Here is a 20133-nt window from a genome sequence, read left to right on the forward strand (position 1 = left end):
CGATGCCCACTGTTCCTGCGGCGGCGCTGCCGGACCGCTGGTTCCGCACCACGCCCGATTCCGCCCTGCTGCCGGGCCCGCGCCTGCTGGCCCGCTCCCTCATCGACGTCTCGGTCATCGACGAGCGCATCCGCTCCTACGAGCGGCTCACCGGGATCCCTGCCGACCTGAGGATGCCGATCCCCGACTTCGGTGGGCTGGAGCTCGCGGCGGTCGGGAACATGCTCCTGATCGCCAGCGCCCGGCCCTTCACCGAGATCCAGCGCCGGACGGCCTACTCCGTGATCGTGCCCTCGCTCGACGGCGCGCTGAGCCGCCTGGATCAGGTCGGCGCCACCGTGCTGGAACCCCCGGAGCGGATTCTGCCGGGCGCCCGAGCCCGCGTCCGCTTCCCTGACGGTGCGATCGCCGAGCTCGTGGAGCACCGCCCGAACCCGGGCGAGCAGCCCCGTCCCCCGGAGCTCCGAGGATCAGGACACCCGGGGGTGCGGCTGCTCCTCCGTAAGGCGGTGAGCCGGAGCATGTTCGCCCCCCTCGTCCGCCTCTACGAGACGGCCCTCGGCCTCGACTGCGACACCCACCTCCAGGTGGAGGCCCTCGGCGGCATCGAGCTGGCCACCGTCGGGAACCTCCTCGTCGTCGGCACGGACAGCCCGGAAAGCACCCGCGCGTCGGACGTCCGGCTGGCCCTGGTGACCTCCGCACCGGAGGACATCCCGTTCACTGTGCCGCTGGGACCACCCGCCGGCCACCGACTCGTCCAGCTGGAGGACGGCTCCGTCGCCGAGGTCTGGGACAGCGCCGTCGGATTCCACGACACGCCCGCAGCTCCCGCGCGGGGCACAGCCGGGACCGATGTCGCATGACCGTCGACCACGAGGTTCGCCGTCTCGATCGGGTGGTCATCCGCTTCGCGGGTGACTCCGGCGACGGCATGCAGCTGACGGGTGACCGCTTCACCTCGGAGACGGCGTCCTTCGGGAACGACCTCTCCACGCTGCCGAACTTCCCGGCCGAGATCCGGGCACCCGCCGGAACCCTGCCGGGCGTCTCGTCCTTCCAGCTGCACTTCGCCGACCACGACATCCTGACTCCGGGCGACGCACCGAACGTGCTGGTCGCGATGAACCCCGCCGCCCTCAAGGCCAACATCGGGGACGTGCCGCGCGGTGGCGAGATCATCGTCAACACCGACGAGTTCGCCAAGCGCGCCATGGCCAAGGTCGGCTACGCGACCTCGCCCCTCGAGGACGGCTCGCTGGACGGATACCGGGTCCACCCCGTGCCGCTGACCACGCTGACCGTCGAGGCGCTCAAGGAGTTCGGCCTGTCCCGGAAGGAGGCCGAGCGCTCCAAGAACATGTTCGCGCTGGGCCTGCTGTCGTGGATGTACCACCGGCCGACCGAGGGCACCGAGACCTTCCTGCGGCAGAAGTTCGCGAAGAAGCCCGAGATCGCCGAGGCGAACGTCGTCGCCTTCCGGGCCGGCTGGAACTTCGGGGAGACCACCGAGGACTTCGCGGTCTCCTACGAGGTCGCCCCCGCGACCCGGGCCTTCCCCACCGGCACGTACCGCAACATCTCGGGGAACCTGGCCCTCTCGTACGGCCTGATCGCCGCCTCCCGCCAGGCGGACCTGCCGCTGTACCTGGGCTCGTACCCCATCACCCCGGCCTCGGACATCCTCCACGAGCTCAGCAAGCACAAGAACTTCGGTGTCCGCACCTTCCAGGCCGAGGACGAGATCGCCGGCATCGGCGCCGCCCTCGGGGCCGCCTTCGGCGGCGCGCTCGGCGTGACCACCACGTCCGGCCCCGGCGTGGCGCTCAAGTCCGAGACGATCGGGCTCGCGGTCTCCCTGGAGCTGCCGCTGTTGATCGTCGACATCCAGCGCGGCGGCCCGTCCACCGGTCTGCCCACCAAGACCGAGCAGGCCGACCTGCTCCAGGCGATGTACGGCCGCAACGGCGAGGCGCCGGTCCCGATCGTCGCCCCGAAGACGCCCGCCGACTGCTTCGGCGCGGCGATCGAGGCGGCCCGGATCGCCCTCACCTACCGCACGCCGGTCTTCCTGCTCTCCGACGGCTACCTCGCCAACGGCTCCGAGCCCTGGCGCATCCCGGACGTCCACGAACTCCCGGACCTGCGGACGCAGTTCGCCGCCGGCCCGAACCACGAGCTGGCCGACGGCACCGAGGTCTTCCGGCCGTACAAACGCGACCCAAAGACCCTGGCCCGCCCGTGGGCCGTGCCCGGCACCCCCGGCCTCGAACACCGCATCGGCGGCATCGAGAAGCAGGACGGCACCGGAAACATCTCGTACGACCCCGCCAACCACGAGTTCATGGTCCGCACCCGGCAGGCCAAGGTCGACGGCGTCGATGTCCCCGACATCGAAGTCGACGACCCGGACGGCGCGCGGACCCTGGTCCTCGGCTGGGGCTCGACCTACGGGCCGATCACGGCGGCCGTCCGCCGCATCCGCCGGGAGAACGGCCACATCGCCCAGGCCCACCTCCGGCACCTCAACCCCTTCCCGAAGAACCTCGGCGAGGTCCTGAAGCGGTACGAGAAGGTCGTCGTGCCCGAGATGAACCTCGGCCAGCTCGCCACCCTCGTCCGGGCGAAGTACCTCGTCGACGCCCGCAGCCACACCCAGGTCAACGGCATGCCGTTCAAGGCCGAGCAGCTCGCCGCCGCTCTCAAGGAGGCCATCGATGAGTGAGCCCCTCCTCCACCTGGTCCCCCGGGCCGAGGCGCAGCAGTCGATGAAGGACTTCAAGTCGGACCAGGAGGTGCGGTGGTGCCCCGGTTGCGGTGACTACGCCGTGCTGGCCGCGGTGCAGGGCTTCATGCCGCAGCTGGGCCTCGCGAAGGAGAACATCGTCTTCGTCTCGGGCATCGGCTGCTCCTCCCGCTTCCCGTACTACATGAACACCTACGGGATGCACTCCATCCACGGCCGCGCCCCGGCCATCGCCACGGGCCTGGCCACCTCCCGCCGCGACCTGTCCGTCTGGGTGGTCACGGGCGACGGCGACGCGCTGTCCATCGGCGGCAACCACCTCATCCACGCCCTCCGGCGCAACGTCAACCTCAAGATCCTCCTGTTCAACAACCGGATCTACGGGCTGACCAAGGGCCAGTACTCCCCCACGTCCGAGGTCGGCAAGGTCACCAAGTCGACGCCGATGGGCTCCCTGGACGCGCCCTTCAACCCGGTGTCGCTGGCGATCGGCGCGGAGGCCTCCTTCGTCGCCCGCACGGTCGACTCCGACCGCAAGCACCTCACCGAGGTCCTGCGGCAGGCCGCCGACCACAACGGCACGGCGCTCGTCGAGATCTACCAGAACTGCAACATCTTCAACGACGGCGCCTTCGAGGTCCTCAAGGACAAGGACCAGGCCAAGGAGGCGGTCATCCGCCTCGAACACGGGCAGCCGATCCGCTTCGGCGCCGAGAGCGAGAAGGGCGTCGTCCGCGACCCGGCCACCGGCGACCTCCAGGTCGTCACGGTCACTCCGGAGAACGCCTCGCGGATCCTGGTCCACGACGCCCACGCGACCACCCCCACCACGGCCTTCGCCCTCTCCCGCCTGGCGGACCCGGACACCCTCCACCAGACCCCCATCGGGGTGTTCCGATCGGTGGAACGCCCCGTCTACGACACCCTCATGGCCGACCAGCTCGATGTCGCGGTGGAACGGTACGGAAAGGGCGACCTCGCCGCACTGCTCGTGGGAAACGACACCTGGTCCGTCGTCGGCTGACACCCCGACGGACCACCGACACGGGAGGAAACCCTCATGGCATACGTCATCGCTCAACCCTGCGTGGACATCAAGGACAAGGCCTGCCTGGACGAGTGCCCGGTGGACTGCATCTACGAGGGCCCGCGCAAGATGTACATCCAGCCGGACGAGTGCGTCGACTGCGGGGCGTGCGAGCCGGTCTGCCCGGTCGAAGCGGTCTTCTACGAGGACGACCTCCCGGAGGCCTTCAGCGAGTACCGCATCGCGGACCGCGAGGTGTTCGACGGCATCGGCCTGCCCGGCGGTTCGCGCGATCACGACCCGCTCGCCGCAGATCACGCGGTGGTCGAAGCGGTACCCGTGCCGTCCCAGACCTGAGCCCGCCGGCGCCGGATCCGGCTCCCGCGGTCCCCATCGCCCTTTCCGTCCCATGAGCCTTTCACGGATCGAGTTCTCCCCATGGCCAAGCCCATAGTCCTCATAGCCGAAGAGCTCTCGCCCACGACGATTACCGCGCTCGGTCCCGACTTCGACATCCGGCACTGCGACGGGACCGACCGGCCGGCCCTGCTGTCCGCCGTCGCCCACGCGGACGCCCTTCTGGTGCGCAGCGCGACCCGCGTGGACGCCCAGGTGATCGACGCCGCCCGCCGCCTCAAGGTCGTCGCGCGGGCCGGCGTCGGTCTGGACAACGTCGACGTCACCGCGGCCACGAAGGCCGGCGTCCTGGTCGTCAACGCCCCCCTCTCCAACGTCGTCAGCGCCGCCGAACTCACCTGCGGACTCCTGCTGTCCACGGCCCGCACCATCCCGCAGGCCGACTTCTCGCTCAAGAGCGGGGAGTGGGACCGGCAGAAGTACACCGGCGTCGAACTGGCCGACAAGACCCTGGGGGTCATCGGTCTCGGCCGCATCGGCACCCTGGTGGCCCAGAGGATGTCCGCGTTCGGCATGCGGATCCTCGCCCACGATCCGTACGCCACGGAGGAGCGGGCCCTGCACGCGGGCGCACGCCTCGTACCGCTCGACAGGCTCCTGCGAGAGTCCGACTTCATCACCGTGCACCTGCCGAAGACACCGGAGACGGTGGGCTTCGTCGGCGAGCGGGAGCTGAGTATCGTCAAGCGGACCGTACGGATCGTCAACGCGGCACGTGGTGGCATCGTGGACGAGGAGGCGCTGGCCGCCGCGTTGAAGGACGGGCGTGTCGCGGGGGCCGGGCTCGACACCTTCGCGGTAGAGCCGTGCACCGCCTCCCCGTTGTTCGGCCTCGACAACGTGGTGGTCACCCCGCACCTCGGCGCCTCCACCCACGAGGCCCAGGAGAAGGCTGGGACCTCCGTCGCCCACTCGGTGCGCCGTGCACTCGCGGGGGAGCTCGTGCCCGACGCGGTGAACGCCCCCGGAGGTCCCGTCGCGGAGGAGGTCCACCCCTATCTGGCCCTTGCCGACGGCCTCGGCCACGTCTTCACCGAGCTCGCGGGTCGCCGGGCCGCCACGCACCTGGAGATCGAGGTCCGCGGCGAGGTGACCCGACGGGACGTCACGGTCCTGGAGGCCGCCGCGCTCCGAGGGATCCTCGCCGAACTCGTCCCCACGAAGCCCTCGCTGGTGAACGCGTCGGAACTCGCCCGTGAGATCGGCGTCTCCGTGCGCTTTTCGACCAGTTCCGAGAGCCTGGACCATCGCAACGTCGTCGCCATCCGCGGCGTGCTGCCGGACGGCAAGCCCCTGATCGTCGCCGGCGCCCTGTCCGCCCGGAAGGGCACCCACAAGCTGGTCGAGATCGGCGAGTGCGACATCGATCTGGACCTCACGGACCGCATGCTCTTTCTCTGGTACTCCGACGAACCCGGGGCCATCGGAAAGGCCGGACGGATCCTGGGCGGTGCCGGCGTCAACATCGCCGACATGGAGGTCGCCCGGTCCGGCGGCCGGGCGATGGCGGCCATGTCCGTCGACATCGACGTCCCCGAGACCGTGGTGGGAAGCCTCGTGTCGACCCTCGACGAGGCGTCCGCCGGATTCGTTCGCCTCATGCCGTAGCGGACGGCGCCCGCCGTCCTCCGCCCCGCCCCGCCCGCGGCCGCGGCCGCCCCGAGGACGCGCCCCCCACCCCGGCGCCGGCCGCACCCGTACTCCCCCGTTCCGTACGCGGAGCGGGGGAGTACGCATGAGGGGATGCCTCCGTACGGGCGGCCGCTACGTCCCGGCGACCGCACGCCTCCTAGGGGCGGGGTGCAAATGCGCGGCAGAACGCTCTGAACGCGGCCGCCCGACGCGTCAGCCGGACGCCTGCCGGACGTGCCAGGACGACGTCCAGTGGCCGTATCTCGTCCTTGATCCGGCGGACCACCAGGCCGCGCCCCTCGTAGCTGACGTCCGCGATGGGACGCTGTATGAGCAGCGAGTAGCCGACACCCCGGGCGACGAGACTGCGCACCATCTCGAAGCTCTCCGTGCGGTGCCGGATGCGGGGGGACACTCCGGCGGAGCTCAGCACCTCGTTGAAGTAGCTCAGGCTGGGCGGGACATCGAGCGCGATCATGTCGTGATCGGCGAGGTCGGCGAGCTGGATCTCCTCCTTCTCCGCCAGCGGATGGGCGGGCGGCAGCAGGACGTGCGGTTGGGTCGGGTACAGCGTGTCGTACTCGATGCTGGCCTGGATGTCGACGCGGTAGAGGACTGCCAGCTCGCACGCCCCGTCGAGGAGGAGCTGCTGCAGGTCGTCGAGCGAGCCCTCCACGAAGTCCAGGGTCACTTGGGGGTGGGCGGCCTGGAACTCCTCCAGGACGCGAGGCAGGAGGAACGGGGCGATGGTGGTGAAGCAGCCGATCACCAGGCGCCCCGAAGGGGCATTGCCCAGGTCACGCATGCCCGCCTGGAGCGCGTCGGCCCGGGCCAGCAGGGACCGGGCCTCGGGCAGGAGGTGCCGGCCGGCGTCGGTCAGCGTCAGCCCCTTCGCCTTGGAGCGTAGGAGCAGTTGCACACCGATCTGTCGTTCGAGTTGGGAGATCGCCACCGACACCGCGCCTTGGGTCACGAACAGTTGGCGCGCCGCGCCCGTCATGGTTCCGGCCTCGGCGCACGCCACGAAGGCGTGCAGCCGGCGAAGGCTGATCCGTTCAGTCATTAGGAAATCCCATAACGCACCTCACAATTCCTTCGTTTTCAATTCGGCGATCGTGGCGGAGACTTGGAGTATCAAGTCAAGGAGGTTTCGCAATGATGCCGATGAACGAAAAGGCCGGCTGCCCGGTGCATCACGGTTTCGACCCGCTCGGTGACGCCTACATCGCCGATCCGTATCCGATCCACACCGCGGTGCGGGAGGAGGCTCCGGCGTTCTACGCATCGGCCATCGACATGTGGGTGATAACCCGGTACGACGACATCGAGACCGTTCTCAAGGACCCGGGGACCTTCTCCGCACGGGTCGGTCAGAAGCCGGTGTTCCCTCTCTCGGGAGAGGCGCAGGAGATTTTGAAGAAAGGGTTCCGCGCCTACCCGGTGATGTCGGACTGCGACCCGCCGCGGCACACTCGCATCCGCAAGCACAACATGACGGGTTTCTCCCCGCGGCGCATCGCGTCGCTGGAGCCGAAGGTCTGGGCCAAGGCCACGGAGCTGGTGGACGCCATCAGGCCCGGGCAGGTGGACCTGGTCAACGCGCTGACCTATCCGCTTCCGGCGTACATGATCTTCACGTTCATCGGCTTCCCGGACGAGGACATGGACATGCTGAAGAGCTGGTGCGGAAACCGCATAGCCTTCAGCTGGGGACGCCCGAGCGCGGACGAGCAGCGCGAGATCGCCACGAACATGACGAACTACTGGGAGTACTGCGAGGAGTTCGTCGCCAAGCGGGCCGCGGACCCGGTGGACGACTTCACCAGTGACCTGATCCGGATACGCCAGGAGAATCCCGACAGCCTGTCGCTCGAAGACATCACCAACGTCGCCTACGGGCTGAGCTTCGCCGGACACGAGACCACGACGAGTTTCACCGGGAACGCGATCCGACAGCTCCTGGCCAACCCCGAACAGTGGGCCTCGATCTGCGCCGACCGCGGTCTCATCTCCAAGGCGGTCGAAGAAATCCTGCGGTACGACAGCAGCATTCCGGCCTGGCGGCGCATCACCACCAGGGCGGTGGACGTGGGCGGTGTCGAGATTCCTGCCCAGGCCAAGGTGCTGATCCTGCTCGGCGCGGCCAACCGGGACCCGAAGCACTTCGAGGAGCCCGAGACGTTCGACATCCACCGGGGCGATGCCCGCCGCCACCTCGCCTTCGGCAAGGGCATCCACTACTGCATCGGGGCCCCGCTCGCGCGGATGGAAGCCCGGATCGCCCTCGACCTGCTGGCGCAGCGGGCACCGGACATGCGGCTGGTGGAGGACCAGGACTTCGACTTCCCGGCGAATGTCTCCTTCCGCGGTCCCCGGAGCCTGCTCGTCGAATGGCCCGGATGACCCTCCGGGTCCGGAGCCGGACGGTACCCGGCGGGGCGGGACGCGCGCCCCACCGGGTGCCACGGGTCCGTCGCGGCGGGTCACGGCCGGCCGCGACGCTCAGTGATCAGTAAGGTCTGCAGGACCTGACCGCAGCCGCCCGTCGCGTCGTCGAGCTGCCCGACGGCGAGCCCCGATCCGTTCGGGCCGGCCGCGGTGTGCGAGCGCAGACACAGCCACTCCCCGACGGGATCCCGGTGCAGGGCAAGGGTCACATCGGTGTTGATGACGAGGTTCTTGTGATGGTCGAGCTCGAAGCCGACCGCCCAGCTGCTGTCGGCCACCGTGAGCGCCCGCGTCAGCGGTGAGTCCGGGGAGCCGGCAACCAAGGGGATGCGTTGCCGGGCCCAGGCGGCCCCCGGACCGAGCGTGTCGAAGCCCGCGCCGTCCTCGAAGCGCCACTCCATCGCCGCGATGTAGCCGTCCAGATGGGCGCCCGCCATGGTGTGCGGCGGCTGCGCCCCGGGCAGAGAGGGGGCGGGCGGGACGGGCCGCAATGCCGGAGTGTCCTCGGGGCTGGTGACGAGCCTCCAGGCCCGGGCCAGCAGCACCGGGACGTCGTCGGCGGTGATCTCCCCCTCCAGGATCTCGACGCTGCCGCCGGACCGGACCGTCCGCACCTCGACCCGCAGGTCCGCGACCGGGACCGGGCGCAGCAGCTCTACGGTGACGCGGGCGATCCGCATGCCCGGCCGGGGGCCGTGGTGCTCGAGCGCCCGCCCGATCAGGGCGGACGGCGGACCGGCGTGCTGCGACTTCGCGCTCCACGGGCCCGCGGTGGCCGGGGTGCTCTCGAACCGGCCGTCCCCCAGGTCGTGGTAGAAGGCTGCGGGCAGCGCGTCGGGGAACGGAACGAGCTCTGGGTTCACGGGTATGCCTCCGGGTCCTGCCTCAGCGATCTGAGGCACTGTGGATGATGTCCGTCTGAGCCACCTCGGCGAGTCTGCCCGTGTCCGACCGCGTCTCCTCGAGGGCGGTTCCCACCCGGAAGAGCACGGACTCTGCGAACGGGGCGGCGATCAGCTGTGCGCCGATGGGGAGTCCGGCGGAGTCCCTGCCGACCGGGAGCGAGAGTGCGGGGAATCCGGTGATGTTGGCGGGGGAGGACAGCCGGACGTAGGCGTCGGTGACTGTCTCGGTGACGCCGTCCGGCCACCGCACGGTCTCCTGCCCTCGCCGCGCCGCCGTGATGGGGGAGGTCGGGGCCACGAGCAGGTCGATGTCGACGAACAGCCGGCCCCACGCGCGGCTGATGAGGGACCGGGTGCGCTGGGCGCGCAGGTAGTCCAGGGCGGACACGTGGTGTCCCGCCTCCAGGAGCAGCCGGATGTCCGGGCCGTAGAGGCCGGGTGTCGCGCGCAGGCTCTCCTCGTGGACCGCCGAAGCCTCGGGAGCCATCAAGCCCCACTGCGTCGCCTCGACGTACTCGACGAGTGGCAGTTCCACGGGCATCACCGTCGCGCCGAGCTCCCGCAGCCGGTCGATCGTCGCGCGGACGGCAGCATCCACTTCCGGATCGACGCGGTCGAAGTAGTAGGTGCCGGGCACGCCGACGCGCAGCCCGCGTACGTCCGCCGGGGACGACGCGGGCGGGTCCGCCGGAGCGGAGACGCTGACGGGGTCCGAGGGGTCGTGGCCGGCGAGCGTGCGCAGCACGAGGGCGGCGTCCCGCACGGTCCTGGTGAGGGGGCCGATGTGGTCCAGGGACCACGACAGGGGCGCCACCCCGTGGCGGGAGACCAGACCGTAGGTGGGCTTCAGGCCCACCATCCCGTTGAGCGCGGCCGGAATGCGGATCGACCCTCCGGTGTCCGTTCCCAGCGCGAACAGCGCGGTCCCGGCCGCCACGGCCACCGCCGAGCCGCCGCTGGAGCCTCCGGCGACGGCGTCCGCGTGCCACGGATTGGCCGTCTGCGGGGTGAGCAGTCCGTAGGCGAACTCGTGGGTGTGGGTCTTGCCGATCAGGATCGCGCCGGCGTCCGTGAGCCGCGTGGCCACCGTGCTGTCCCCGTCGGGCATCCGTCCCGCCCACGCGCGCGAACTGGCCGTGGTGGGGATCCCGGAGACGTCGATCAGGTCCTTGAGGCCATACGGAATGCCGTGGAGCGGCCCGCGGTGGACGCCCTCGCGGATCTCCCGCTCCGCCTGCCGCGCGGCCCGTCGCGCACGGTCCGCCACGACGGTGACGTACGCGTGGAGCCGGTCCTCGACGGCGTCGCACCGGTCCAGGACGGAGTCGACGAGTTCCACGGGGGACAGCGCGCGGGCCGCTATGGCCGCCGCCGCGTCCTCGACGGTCAGCTCAAAGGGCTGCATCGAAGGCTCCCGGGGCCACGGGGTAGCGGTCGGTCGCCGCACGGAAGACCGGGGCCGGCGCGACGCCCGCCAGGTCCAGGGTCTGCAGTCGGCCGAAGAGTTGCCCCAGTCGGGCGGCCAGTTCGGCCACGTCGCCGGGACGGACGTCCATGGGCGGAGCGGGTCGCACGGTCGGACGGGACGGTCCCGTAGCAGCCATCATGGTTCCCTTCCGGGTGATCGGAGCCGAATACCTTGGATCACGTGCGGAGCCGGGGACGGCGGGGCCGTCCGCGGCTCACCTGTGCCGTACTGCTGCCTCCCCGCCGACGCGAAGAAGCCCGGTGGCCCCCGACGGGGGATTGCGGGGGCCACCGGGAGAGCGGGTGCCGTGCGCACAGCCGTTCACGGCCGATGCGCACGGCTGCGCGGGAACCGTTCCTACAGGTCGATCGTGACGCCGTAGGACTCCAGCCAGGCGTTGAGCCAGAGCGGAACCTCGAGGTCGATCCGGGTGATCTGGGTGCTGGTCGTGCTGATGCTGCCGTCGAGCCGGCCGCGGACACGGTCCTTGTCGAGGAGCGGCAGGATCGGCGCGTCACCACCGCTGAGCACCTCGGCGAGCCGGTCGCGGAGCTTCTTCTCGTAACCGGAGTCCTGCGTGCTCGGGTACGGCGCCTTCACACGCTTCACGATCGACTCGGGCAGCACGTCGCGGGTGGCCGCGCGCAGCAGGCTCTTCTCCCGGCCGTCGAACGTCTTCATGGCCCAGGGCGCGTTGAACACGTACTCCACGAGGCGGTGGTCGCAGAACGGGACGCGGACCTCCAGCCCGACGGCCATGCTCATGCGGTCCTTGCGGTCGAGGAGCGTGTTGAGGAAGCGGGTCAGGTTGAGGTAGCTGATCTCCCTCATCCGCTTCTCCAGGCCCGTCTCGCCGGGGAGAACCGGGACCTCGGCGATGGCGTCGCCGTAGCTCGACCGCCGATAGCCGGGGATGTCGAGCTTGCCCAGCAGTCCGCCGTCGAACAGCGGCGTCCCGTCGTAGAAAGGGCCGGGCGTCGAGGTGAGCCAGGGAAACGTCTCGGCCGTGAGAACCTCGGGATCGTGGAACCAGCTGTACCCGCCGAAGAGTTCGTCCGCAGACTCGCCGGACAGGGCCACGGTGGACCGCTCCCGAACCGCTTTGAAGAGCAGGTACAGGGAGGGCCACAGGTCGCCGTACCACATGGGCGGCAGGTCGGTGGCGGCGAGGACCGCAGCCCGGACGCCGGGGTCGCTCAGGTCGTCGCTGTTGAGCAGGATCTCCTTGTGCTCGGCCGCGACGTGCTGGGCCAGGTCGCGGACGAACGGAGCGTCCGGGGTGCTCCGCAGGGGGTCCGGGACGAAGTTCTCCGCGGCGCCGACGAAGTCGACGGAGAACGAGCGCACCGGTCCGCCGCCTTGGGCGGCCAAGGCCTTGGCCGCCAGCGCGGTCACCGCGGAGGAGTCCAGGCCGCCCGAGAGCAGGCTGCACAGCGGGACGTCAGAAATCAGCTGCCTGCTGACGGTGTCGTCGAGGAGCCCGCGGACCGTCTCGATGGTCGTCTCCAGGGAGTCCGTGTGCTCCTTGGCCTCGAGCGCCCAATAGCGGCGCTTGACGAGCCCCTGGCGGCGGACACGGACCGTGTGCCCCGGCCGGATCTCGTACATCCCGGTGAAAATGGCGTGCTCGGGGGTCTTCACCATGTCGAGGAGCTCACGCAGGCCGTTCTCGTTCACCCGGCGCGGGATCTCCGGGTGGGCGAGGATGGCCTTGGGCTCCGAGCCGAACAGGACGCCGTTCGCCGTGGGGTAGTAGTACAGCGGCTTGACGCCCATCCGGTCACGGACCAGGAGCAGCTCCTCGTTCCGGACGTCCCAGATGCCGAAGGCGAACATGCCGTTCAGCTTGTCGACGACGCCCTCGCCCCACTCCAGGTACCCCCGGAGGACCACCTCGGTGTCGCTCTCGGTACGGAAGCGGTGTCCGCGGGAGATCAGGTCCGCGCGCAGCTCGCGGTAGTTGTAGATCTCACCGCTGAAGGTCAGCACCGCCAGCATGCGCCCGTCCTGTTCGGCGGTCATCGGCTGACGTCCGCCCTCCAGGTCGATGACGGAGAGACGACGGTGACCAATGGCGGCGTGCTGATCGATCCACACGCCTTCGGCGTCGGGACCGCGGCACGCCATCGTCTGGGTCATGGCGTCGACGATGGCGCGCTCCTGGGTGAGATCGCGCCCGTAATCTATCCAGCCCGCAATGCCGCACATAAGCGACGTTCTCCTTAGGTAGGCGATCGTGAGCACCTGGCTCATCGAGGTGGTCCGAGAAAGGGAGGTGGAGACACCTCTCGCCGGGCCGGCCCGTTGGAGCGGGCGCGACCGCGAGCGAGGGGGAGAAGCGGTGGAGCATGCGTCGGGGCGGACGGCCGCCCCGATCGCGGTGTGGCTAGGAGGCCTTGGGCCACGTGTACCTTCCGGCCCGGTGGGCCCAGGCCACGAGGACCGTCAGGACGGCTGCCAGTCCGCCCAGGACCATGACTGCGGAGGGCGAGGAGCGGTCGAGGACAGCCCCTCCGACCAAGGCTCCGATGGAGATCGTGGCCTGGAAGGAGGCGGTGAAGAGGACCGAGGACGCCTCGGGTGAGTCCGGGGCGGCCTTGGAGAACCAGGTCTGGGAGCAGACCGGGACAGCGCCGTAGGCGACGCCCCAGACGACCAGTAGTGCCACTGCGCCGGCGTCCGAGTGCCCCAGGACGGGCAGGAGGAGGGTCGCGCCGGCGATCAGCGCGGCGGCCGCGGCGAAGGTCGACCGCGGGTAGCGTCCTACCGTGGCTCCGCCCAGGAAGTTGCCGGCGATGCCGGCCGCTCCGTAGATGAGCAGGTAGACCGTGATGAGACCCGAACTGACATGGGTCACCTGCTCCAGGAACGGGGTGACGTAGGTGTACGTGCCGAAGTGGGCGAGCACGACGAGGAAAGTCATGACCAGGGCGAAGCGGGTGTTGATGCTTCGGAGCATTCCACCGAGGACGTCGAGGCGCGTCGCCTGGTCGGAAGGCAGGGGCGGGACGACCACGAGCAGCAGCACGAGGACGGCCAGCGTGAAGCCGCCCATGACGAGGAACGCCGTCCGCCAGCCTGCGATGTCACCGATGAACGTGCCCAGCGGCACGCCGAGTACGGAGCCGAGCGGTACGGCGGAGAAGATCACCGAGGTCGCGCGGCCCACGGACTTCGCGGGAACCAGCTGGCCGGCGAGTCCGGCGCCGATGGACCAGAATCCGCCGATGGTGATGCCCACCATGACGCGGGAGACCAGGACCAGCCAGTAGCTCGAGGCGACGGCGGCCAGGAAGTTGGCCAGCGCCAGCAGCAGGATGAACACACCCAGCATGAGCCGCCGGTCGATACGCCCTGTGGCCACCGTGACCACGGGGGCCGAGATCGCGGCGAGGAATCCTGGCATGGTCATCATGAGACCAGCCATTCCGTCCGAAATGGTGAAACTCGATCCGATCGACGTGAGAAGGCCGATCGGAAGAATCTCGGTCGTGACGATGGAGAAGATCCCTAGCATTACCGAAATGACGGCCAGCCAGGAGATGAACGGCGAGCGGTCCGTCGGTGCGGGGGATCGGACAGAAGTAGTGGTTGCTGTGGACATGAATCCCGTCCTGAGTTGGGCATCACATGCAGAGTTGCGTGATCTCTAGTCCAGCAGGAACGGGCACCATCTTCTGGCAGGTAATCGACACCAACAACCGGCCCCCTGAGGCGTCGCGAGTGATCCGGCTGCACCCACGGACTCACCAGCTCCGGTGTTTCAGCAGGTCAACGGGTTGCTTCGAGTGTCCGAGCGGGCGGTTCGTCATGATGTGGCGCGCGGGAGGCGCTGTGCGGCTCGCGACGACTTAGCCAAGTCGAGAAACTGTCCGAGCAGGAAAATCGTCGCGTGATGGTTCACGTCGCAAACCTGCCGGACTGCGACTCGATTCGATGTTGTTCTGGTTCTCCCGCGTCGCATATCGTGCCGCTGCGGCGCCGCGGTGGGCGTATCGGTCCGACGAGGTCGTCTGCTGAATTGAGGAGAAGAGTGTTCGAGCCTGAAGAGGTAATCCGAAAGAACGTGCAGGAGAAGGCGGCGGGACTCGACCGCGACGGTGTCTCCGCACAGAGGCGAGAGGCGCAACGCAGGTACGATGCCAGCATGCCGGGGTATTGCGTCGAGCTGGTCATGCGACGGGAACAGCTGGACGAGTACGTCAAGGAATGGCAGCGCGTACTTGACGAGATGACCGAGCGCGGCATCGAACGCTTCCTCCCCGTCGACGAGAAGGCCTGACGGGACGACACCGTCCGCACCCGATCCGTCGTGCACTGCGCACCGGACGCCGGACGCCGGACAGGAGCATGCGCGAGGCCGGGGCACACCTGCGCGGGTGCCCCGGCCGGATGGTTCAGGACAGCGGTCCCCAGGGCCGCCCCTCCCGGAGGAGGCGCTGGAGCGGCTCGCCGCCGTGGTTGCCCGCGAGGACGGGGAGGGGTGATTGGTCCTCAGCAGCCTCGTGCCATGGGGCAGCGTGTGTGCGGAAGTCCGAGTCCTCCGCATCGGGCTCCGTTGGGCATGTCCGGACGCCGCTCCCTTCGGCTGAGGCCCGTGCCGTTGACCGTCGCGGATGGGTGTCAGCGCGGTGTGAGAGCCTCCGGGGCATGAGTTACGACCTGGCTGTCTGGGAAGGCGAGAGGCCGGCGGATGATGAGTCCGCCGGCCGGGTCTTCAGCGACCTGTACGACCGATACATCGAGGCCGAGGTGGAGGAGCCTCCGTCCGAACGCATAGCGGCCTTCGTCACCAAGCTTCTTGAGCGGTGGTGCGATCTCACCGAGGACGAGGAGGACACCTCGCCCTGGTCGACCGGCCCGTTGATTGGGGAGGCCAGCGGTCCGCTGATCTACTTCCCGATGCGGTGGAGCATGGCCGAGGAGGCGTCGGCCTACGCGGCAGCCGTGGCGGAGTCCATGGGGCTGGTCTGCTTCGACGTGCAGCAGGATCGGCTCAGGCCTTGAGTAGCGTCACCAACCGGTGCGGTAGCCGATGAAGGACGCATCCTGCCCGCCGTCCGGACCCGTCGCTCCATGGGATCCGTCATGAATGGTTCAACGAACGACCACGCCATAAGAAGGGGCGCCTTAGAAGAAACCGAGCTTCTTCGGTGAGTAGCTGACCAGAAGGTTTTTGGTCCACTGGTAGTGCTCCAGCATCATTTTGTGGGTCTCGCGGCCTATGCCGGAGTGCTTGGTCCCCCCGAAAGCAGCATGTGCCGGGTACGCGTGGTAGCAGTTCGTCCAGACGCGGCCCGCCTGGATCGCGCGGCCCGTGCGGTAGGCCGTGTTGATGTCCCGGGTCCAGACGCCCGCGCCCAGACCGTACGCCGTGTCGTTCGCGATCCGTACCGCGTCGTCGAAGTCCTGGAAGGAGGTCACCGACACCACCGGCCCGAAGATCTCCTCCTGGAAGATCCGCATGCGGTTGTCGCCCTCGAAGATGGTCGGCTCGACGTAGAAGCCGCCCGCGAGGTCGCCCTCCAGTTGCCGGCGCTCGCCGCCCGTGAGGATCTTCGCGCCCTCGCGTCGGCCGATCTCCACGTACGACAGGACCTTCTTCAGCTGCCCCTCCGAGGCCTGCGCCCCGATCATCGTGTCCGTGTCCAACGGGTGCCCCGGCACGATCAGTTCGGTGCGCGCCACGGCCGCGTCGAGGAACTCCCCGTACCGGCCCCGCTCGACCAGCGCCCGCGACGGGCTCGTGCACACCTCGCCCTGGTTGAGAGCGAACATGGTGAAGCCCTCCAGGGCCTTGTCGCGCAGGTCGTCGTCCGTGGACCAGATGTCGTCGAAGAAGAGGTTCGGGCTCTTGCCGCCGAGTTCCAAGGTGACCGGCTTCAGGTGCTCGGCCGCGTACTGCATGATCAGCCGCCCGGTGGCCGTCTCCCCGGTGAAGGCGATCTTCGCCACCCGCGGGCTGGACGCGAGCGGCTTGCCCGCCTCCTCCCCGAAGCCGTTGACGATGTTGACCACGCCCGGCGGCAGCAGGTCCGCCACCAGGCTCAGCCAGTAGTGGACGGAGGCCGGGGTCTGCTCGGCCGGCTTGAGGACCACGGCGTTGCCCGCCGCCAGTGCCGGGGCCAGCTTCCACACCGCCATCAGGATCGGGAAGTTCCACGGGATGATCTGCCCGACCACGCCCAGCGGTTCGTGGAAGTGGTAGGCCACGGTGTCGTCGTCGATCTGGCTCAGCGTGCCCTCCTGCGCGCGCAGGGCTCCCGCGAAGTACCGGAACTGGTCCACGGCCAAGGGCAGGTCGGCCGCCAGGGTCTCCCGTACCGGCTTGCCGTTCTCCCAGGTCTCCGCGACCGCGAGGGCCTCCAGGTGCTGTTCCGTCCGGTCCGCGATGCGCAGCAGGATCGACGACCGGTCGGCGACCGAGGTCCGGCCCCAGGCGGGCGCCGCCGCGTGCGCCGCGTCCAGCGCCCGCTCCACGTCCTCGGCCGTGCCCCGGGCGACCTCCGTGAAGACCTGGCCGTTGACGGGGGAGGGGTTCTCGAAGTACCGGCCACGGGCGGGCGGGACGTACGCACCGCCGATGAAGTGGTCGTAGCGGGGCGCGTACGACATGAGCGCCCCCTCGGTTCCGGGCGCAGCGTAGCGGGCCATGGTGTCCTCCCCTTGCCGGGCGCCGGCCGCCGTCGGACAGCGCTCCGGTGGAGGCTAGGAGCGGGCAGGTTGCGGATACGTTGCACGCGGCCGGGTACGGGGATCCGGGCGCGCGCCGAGCTCCCGGTCCAGGGCGTGTACGCGGGCCAGCGCGGCCGGCCGCCGCTCCGGCGGCAGCGCCGCCGCCAGCGCCCGCCACGCCTCCGGGTCGTCCGCGCCCCACGGGCCGCACACCCAGTCGGTCAGCAGTCCGGCATCGGCCCGCGCGATCACCGCCGCCCGCGCCTGGTCCTCGATCCGGCGCCGCAGCCGGACGATGCCGGGCGCGGTCGAGGCCGGCAACAACGGCCCGGGGTAGTGGTGGAGGGCCGCGGACACCGCCCCGGCGGCCAACTGCCGCGTCAGGACGCTGAAATCCGCCTCCAGCCGACCGGCCGTGCGATACGGACGCGACAGCGGGGCCGACGCCCCCAGCAGGGCGCGCAACCGGGAGATCTCGGCGCGCAACGTCACCGGTGACACCGACTCGTCCTCGTACAGGGCGATCGCCAGCTCCTCGCCCGACAGTCCCTCCGGGTGGTGCGCGAGCAGCGCCATGATCTCGCTGTGCCGCCGCCCCAGCCTCAGCCTGCGACCGGCGGTGACCAGCAACGCCTCGTCCTGGCCGAGGGCGGCCAGGGTGTCCGCGGCAGCCGGCGGTTCCGGTTCGAGCAGGGTCAACTGGGCTTCCGCCGCCCGGGCCACCGCCTGTACGAAGCCGAGGGAGTGCGGGTGGGCCAGGCCGTCGCCCCCGGTGATGTCCACCGCGCCCAGCAGCCTGCCCGTCCGGGGATCCCGCACCGGGGCCGCCGCGCAGGTCCACGGGTGCACCCGGCGGCTGAAGTGCTCGGCCCCGAAGACCTGCACCGGTTCGCCCGTCGCGACCGCCGTCCCGGGGGCGTTGGTCCCCATCGCCGACTCCGCCCAGCGCGCACCCGGGACGAAGCCGAGGCCCTCGGCCCGCCGCAGGGTGGCCGGTTCGCCCTCCACCCACAACAGGCTGCCCCGCGCGTCGCACACGGCCAGCAGGTGCGCCCCGTGCGCGGCGAACGCCCCGACGAGATCCCGGAACAGGGGCATCACCCGGGCCAGCGGGTGCTCCTCCCGGTACGACCGCAACTCCGCGTCCGCGAGCTCCACCCGGGGCGTGCACTCCGGGCTGAGCCGGGCCCGCGCGCACCGCCGCCAGGACCGCGCGATGACCGCCCGCACCGGATCCTCGACCCGCCCGTCCCGGGTGAACGCGGCATGGGCCCGCCGCAGTTCGCGCGTGCGCGCGGCCGGATCGGCTCCGCCCGGCAGCGCCACCGACGGATCGCCCATGTCACCCTCCCGTGGTGCCGCGCGGTACGGAGTGCGGTACGGAGTTACGGAGCCGCGGAGTCGTCGAGCCGCGGCTCCGCGGAGTCGTCGAGCCGTTGAGCCGTGGAGCGTCCCCATCGTCGTCCGGGTACCAGGTCCCGGCAAGCCGTACGTCGGCCAGGGCGCCGGCGGTACGCGACCCGCGCGGGCCGAAACCTCACGGGGCCGGATCGGCCTCCAGCGCCGAGCCCGGCTCCGGGGCGGAGGGGCCCGACGGGATCCAGCGCCCCGCCTCGCGGCGGTACGGCCACCAGCGCCCCTCCCGACCCAGCCGGAGCTGCCGGTCGGTGCCCGCCTCCGTCCAGCGGGCGCGGACCCGGCGGAGCGCCGGTGCCTCCTCGTCCGCCCAGGCCACGTCCAGGGCCGCCCGGGCGCGGGCCAGCGTGCTCCGGTCCGGCGTCCAGTCGTCCTCCAGCGCCGCGAGGCCCGGGGCCGCGCCGAAGCCCCAGGCACGTACGGCCAGTTCCATCTCGGCCCGGCTGCGTCCGGTAGCCGCCGCCAGGCGGGAGCGGACCCGGAAGTCATCGGCCTCGGCCGTGAGGCGTACGGCGTCCTCGGTGAGCGAGAGCGGGGCCGTCGGAGCGCGATCGGCGTGGCCCGGAGCCAGCGCCTCCGCGAGCCGCCGGTGGGCCTCGGTCGCGGCCGCCTGTGCCAGGAACTCCACCGCGTCCACGTCGAGATGCGGTTCCGGTTCCGCCTCGGTGTCCAGCGTCGGCGGCTGGCCCGGCGCCTCGGGCAGCCCCGGGAGCCGGGGCAGCGCGGGACGCGGAGCGCCCACCGCGAAGACCTCCGCCGCCGGGATCCCCTCGTCGACAGGCCCGTGCGGAGCCTCCGCTCCTGCGTCCGCCGTGCTCCGTTCCGCCAGATCGTCCACGAGCTCCCGCTCGCCCCGGCCCCGCAGGAGCAGCAGCACGAAGGGGTCCTGGTCCAGCAGCCGCGCCACCTGGTAGCAGAGCGCGGCCGTGTGCGCGCAGTGGTCCCACTCGCCGCAGTCGCAGCGCGGATCGAGGTCTCCTATGCCGGGCAGCAGCTCCACCCCGGCGGCGGCCGCGTCCTCGGCGAGTTCCGGCGGCACCTCCCGGTCGAGCAGAGCCGCGATGTGCCCGGCCTCCGCGGCCGCCAGATCCAACAGCCGGTTCCACTCCGCTTCCGTGAACTCCTGCACCAGCACGTCCGTCCGGTGCGCCGTCCCGTCCGGGTCGCGCACCACCGCGGTGAGCCCGCCGGGGCGTACCGACATCGTGCCGACCGCGCCCGCGCGCGCGTACCGGCGACCCTGCTTGACCTGCGTCCCGTCGAGCGCGCTGTCCTCCAGGGCGCGCACCCAGGCATGACCCCACCAGGTGTGGGCGAAGCCGCGGCCGCGGGTGGGTGCCACGGCCGGGAAGGTCTTCTCGTAGGAGTCCCGGTCCCGGTCTCGGTCTCGGTCTCGGTC

General features: G+C 70.5%; 18 protein-coding genes. 9 read left to right on the plus strand and 9 right to left on the minus strand.

Translation table 11 applies throughout. From position 1 onward, the window contains the following. Window positions 1–2: 2 nt before the first annotated feature. From AB8A24_RS10470 to serA, 5 genes are all read left to right on the plus strand, one after another. Window positions 3–866: a VOC family protein gene (locus AB8A24_RS10470; RefSeq protein ID WP_369475389.1), complete on the plus strand. Its 864-nt coding sequence runs from the start codon at window positions 3–5 to the stop codon at window positions 864–866. Next, window positions 863–2725: a 2-oxoacid:acceptor oxidoreductase subunit alpha gene (locus AB8A24_RS10475; RefSeq protein ID WP_369475390.1), complete on the plus strand. Its 1863-nt coding sequence runs from the start codon at window positions 863–865 to the stop codon at window positions 2723–2725. Before AB8A24_RS10470 ends, AB8A24_RS10475 begins: the two co-directional genes overlap by 4 nt. Beyond that, window positions 2718–3770 carry a 2-oxoacid:ferredoxin oxidoreductase subunit beta gene (locus tag AB8A24_RS10480; RefSeq protein ID WP_369475391.1) on the plus strand — a complete coding sequence of 351 codons (1053 nt, stop codon included), beginning with the start codon at window positions 2718–2720 and terminating at the stop codon, window positions 3768–3770. The genes AB8A24_RS10475 and AB8A24_RS10480 overlap by 8 nt, the downstream gene beginning before the upstream one ends. 36 nt (window positions 3771–3806) lie before the next feature. After that, window positions 3807–4130, plus strand: a complete 324-nt coding sequence (gene fdxA, locus AB8A24_RS10485; RefSeq protein ID WP_369475392.1) for a ferredoxin — start codon at window positions 3807–3809, stop codon at window positions 4128–4130. A gap of 81 nt (window positions 4131–4211) precedes the next feature. Then, on the plus strand, window positions 4212–5798 hold the full coding sequence (serA, locus tag AB8A24_RS10490; RefSeq protein ID WP_369475393.1) for a phosphoglycerate dehydrogenase: 1587 nt from the start codon (window positions 4212–4214) through the stop codon (window positions 5796–5798). A gap of 181 nt (window positions 5799–5979) precedes the next feature. On the opposite strand, the gene AB8A24_RS10495 is transcribed toward serA, so the two are convergent. Continuing rightward, window positions 5980–6885: a LysR family transcriptional regulator gene (locus tag AB8A24_RS10495; protein ID WP_328964456.1), complete on the minus strand. Its 906-nt coding sequence runs from the start codon at window positions 6883–6885 to the stop codon at window positions 5980–5982. 101 nt (window positions 6886–6986) lie between these two features. Here AB8A24_RS10495 and AB8A24_RS10500 point away from each other — a divergent pair, with 101 nt between their 5' ends. Further along, window positions 6987–8225, plus strand: a complete 1239-nt coding sequence (locus AB8A24_RS10500; RefSeq protein ID WP_369475394.1) for a cytochrome P450 — start codon at window positions 6987–6989, stop codon at window positions 8223–8225. Between the two features lie 80 nt (window positions 8226–8305). On the opposite strand, the gene AB8A24_RS10505 is transcribed toward AB8A24_RS10500, so the two are convergent. The 5 genes from AB8A24_RS10505 to AB8A24_RS10525 all read right to left on the minus strand — a co-directional run bounded on the left by AB8A24_RS10505 (window position 8306) and on the right by AB8A24_RS10525 (window position 14160). Beyond that, the gene (locus tag AB8A24_RS10505) at window positions 8306–9133 is read right to left on the minus strand and encodes a thioesterase family protein (protein WP_328964458.1); all 828 of its coding nucleotides are present in this window, start codon (window positions 9131–9133) and stop codon (window positions 8306–8308) included. Window positions 9134–9155: 22 nt separating this feature from the next. Continuing rightward, entirely contained in the window at window positions 9156–10580 is a 1425-nt protein-coding gene (locus AB8A24_RS10510; protein WP_328964459.1) for an amidase, read from the minus strand. Next, a complete protein-coding gene (locus AB8A24_RS10515) occupies window positions 10567–10731 on the minus strand; it encodes a hypothetical protein (RefSeq protein ID WP_328964460.1) in 165 nt (54 codons plus the stop codon). Before AB8A24_RS10515 ends, AB8A24_RS10510 begins: the two co-directional genes overlap by 14 nt. Before the next feature lie 269 nt (window positions 10732–11000). Then, window positions 11001–12851: an asparagine synthase (glutamine-hydrolyzing) gene (gene asnB / locus AB8A24_RS10520; protein ID WP_328964461.1), complete on the minus strand. Its 1851-nt coding sequence runs from the start codon at window positions 12849–12851 to the stop codon at window positions 11001–11003. A 178-nt stretch (window positions 12852–13029) separates the two neighbouring features. Continuing rightward, on the minus strand, window positions 13030–14160 hold the full coding sequence (locus AB8A24_RS10525) for an MFS transporter (RefSeq protein WP_328964462.1): 1131 nt from the start codon (window positions 14158–14160) through the stop codon (window positions 13030–13032). On the opposite strand from AB8A24_RS10525, the gene AB8A24_RS10530 reads away from it, so the two are divergent. The 3 genes from AB8A24_RS10530 to AB8A24_RS10540 all read left to right on the plus strand — a co-directional run bounded on the left by AB8A24_RS10530 (window position 14048) and on the right by AB8A24_RS10540 (window position 15650). Beyond that, window positions 14048–14296 (plus strand): hypothetical protein, encoded by a 249-nt coding sequence (locus AB8A24_RS10530; RefSeq protein ID WP_328966161.1) that lies wholly within the window; start codon window positions 14048–14050, stop codon window positions 14294–14296. The two genes, AB8A24_RS10525 and AB8A24_RS10530, sit on opposite strands and share 113 nt — an antisense overlap. A gap of 494 nt (window positions 14297–14790) precedes the next feature. Continuing rightward, window positions 14791–14925 (plus strand): hypothetical protein, encoded by a 135-nt coding sequence (locus AB8A24_RS10535; protein WP_328964463.1) that lies wholly within the window; start codon window positions 14791–14793, stop codon window positions 14923–14925. 368 nt (window positions 14926–15293) lie between these two features. Further along, complete coding sequence (locus AB8A24_RS10540; RefSeq protein WP_369475395.1) at window positions 15294–15650, plus strand: hypothetical protein; 357 nt, start codon at window positions 15294–15296, stop codon at window positions 15648–15650. Window positions 15651–15773: 123 nt separating this feature from the next. On the opposite strand, the gene AB8A24_RS10545 is transcribed toward AB8A24_RS10540, so the two are convergent. The 3 genes from AB8A24_RS10545 to AB8A24_RS10555 form a co-directional block, all read right to left on the minus strand. Further along, the gene (locus AB8A24_RS10545; RefSeq protein WP_369475396.1) at window positions 15774–17297 is read right to left on the minus strand and encodes an aldehyde dehydrogenase family protein; all 1524 of its coding nucleotides are present in this window, start codon (window positions 17295–17297) and stop codon (window positions 15774–15776) included. A 54-nt stretch (window positions 17298–17351) separates the two neighbouring features. Further along, window positions 17352–18659: a GAF domain-containing protein gene (locus AB8A24_RS10550; protein WP_328964468.1), complete on the minus strand. Its 1308-nt coding sequence runs from the start codon at window positions 18657–18659 to the stop codon at window positions 17352–17354. A 196-nt stretch (window positions 18660–18855) separates the two neighbouring features. Then, window positions 18856–20076, minus strand: coding sequence for an SWF or SNF family helicase (locus tag AB8A24_RS10555; RefSeq protein ID WP_369475397.1), 1221 nt, complete (start codon window positions 20074–20076; stop codon window positions 18856–18858). Window positions 20077–20133 lie beyond the last annotated feature (57 nt).

The sequence above is a fragment of the Streptomyces sp. BF23-19 genome (assembly GCF_041106355.1).
Classification (GTDB): domain Bacteria; phylum Actinomycetota; class Actinomycetes; order Streptomycetales; family Streptomycetaceae; genus Streptomyces; species Streptomyces virginiae_A.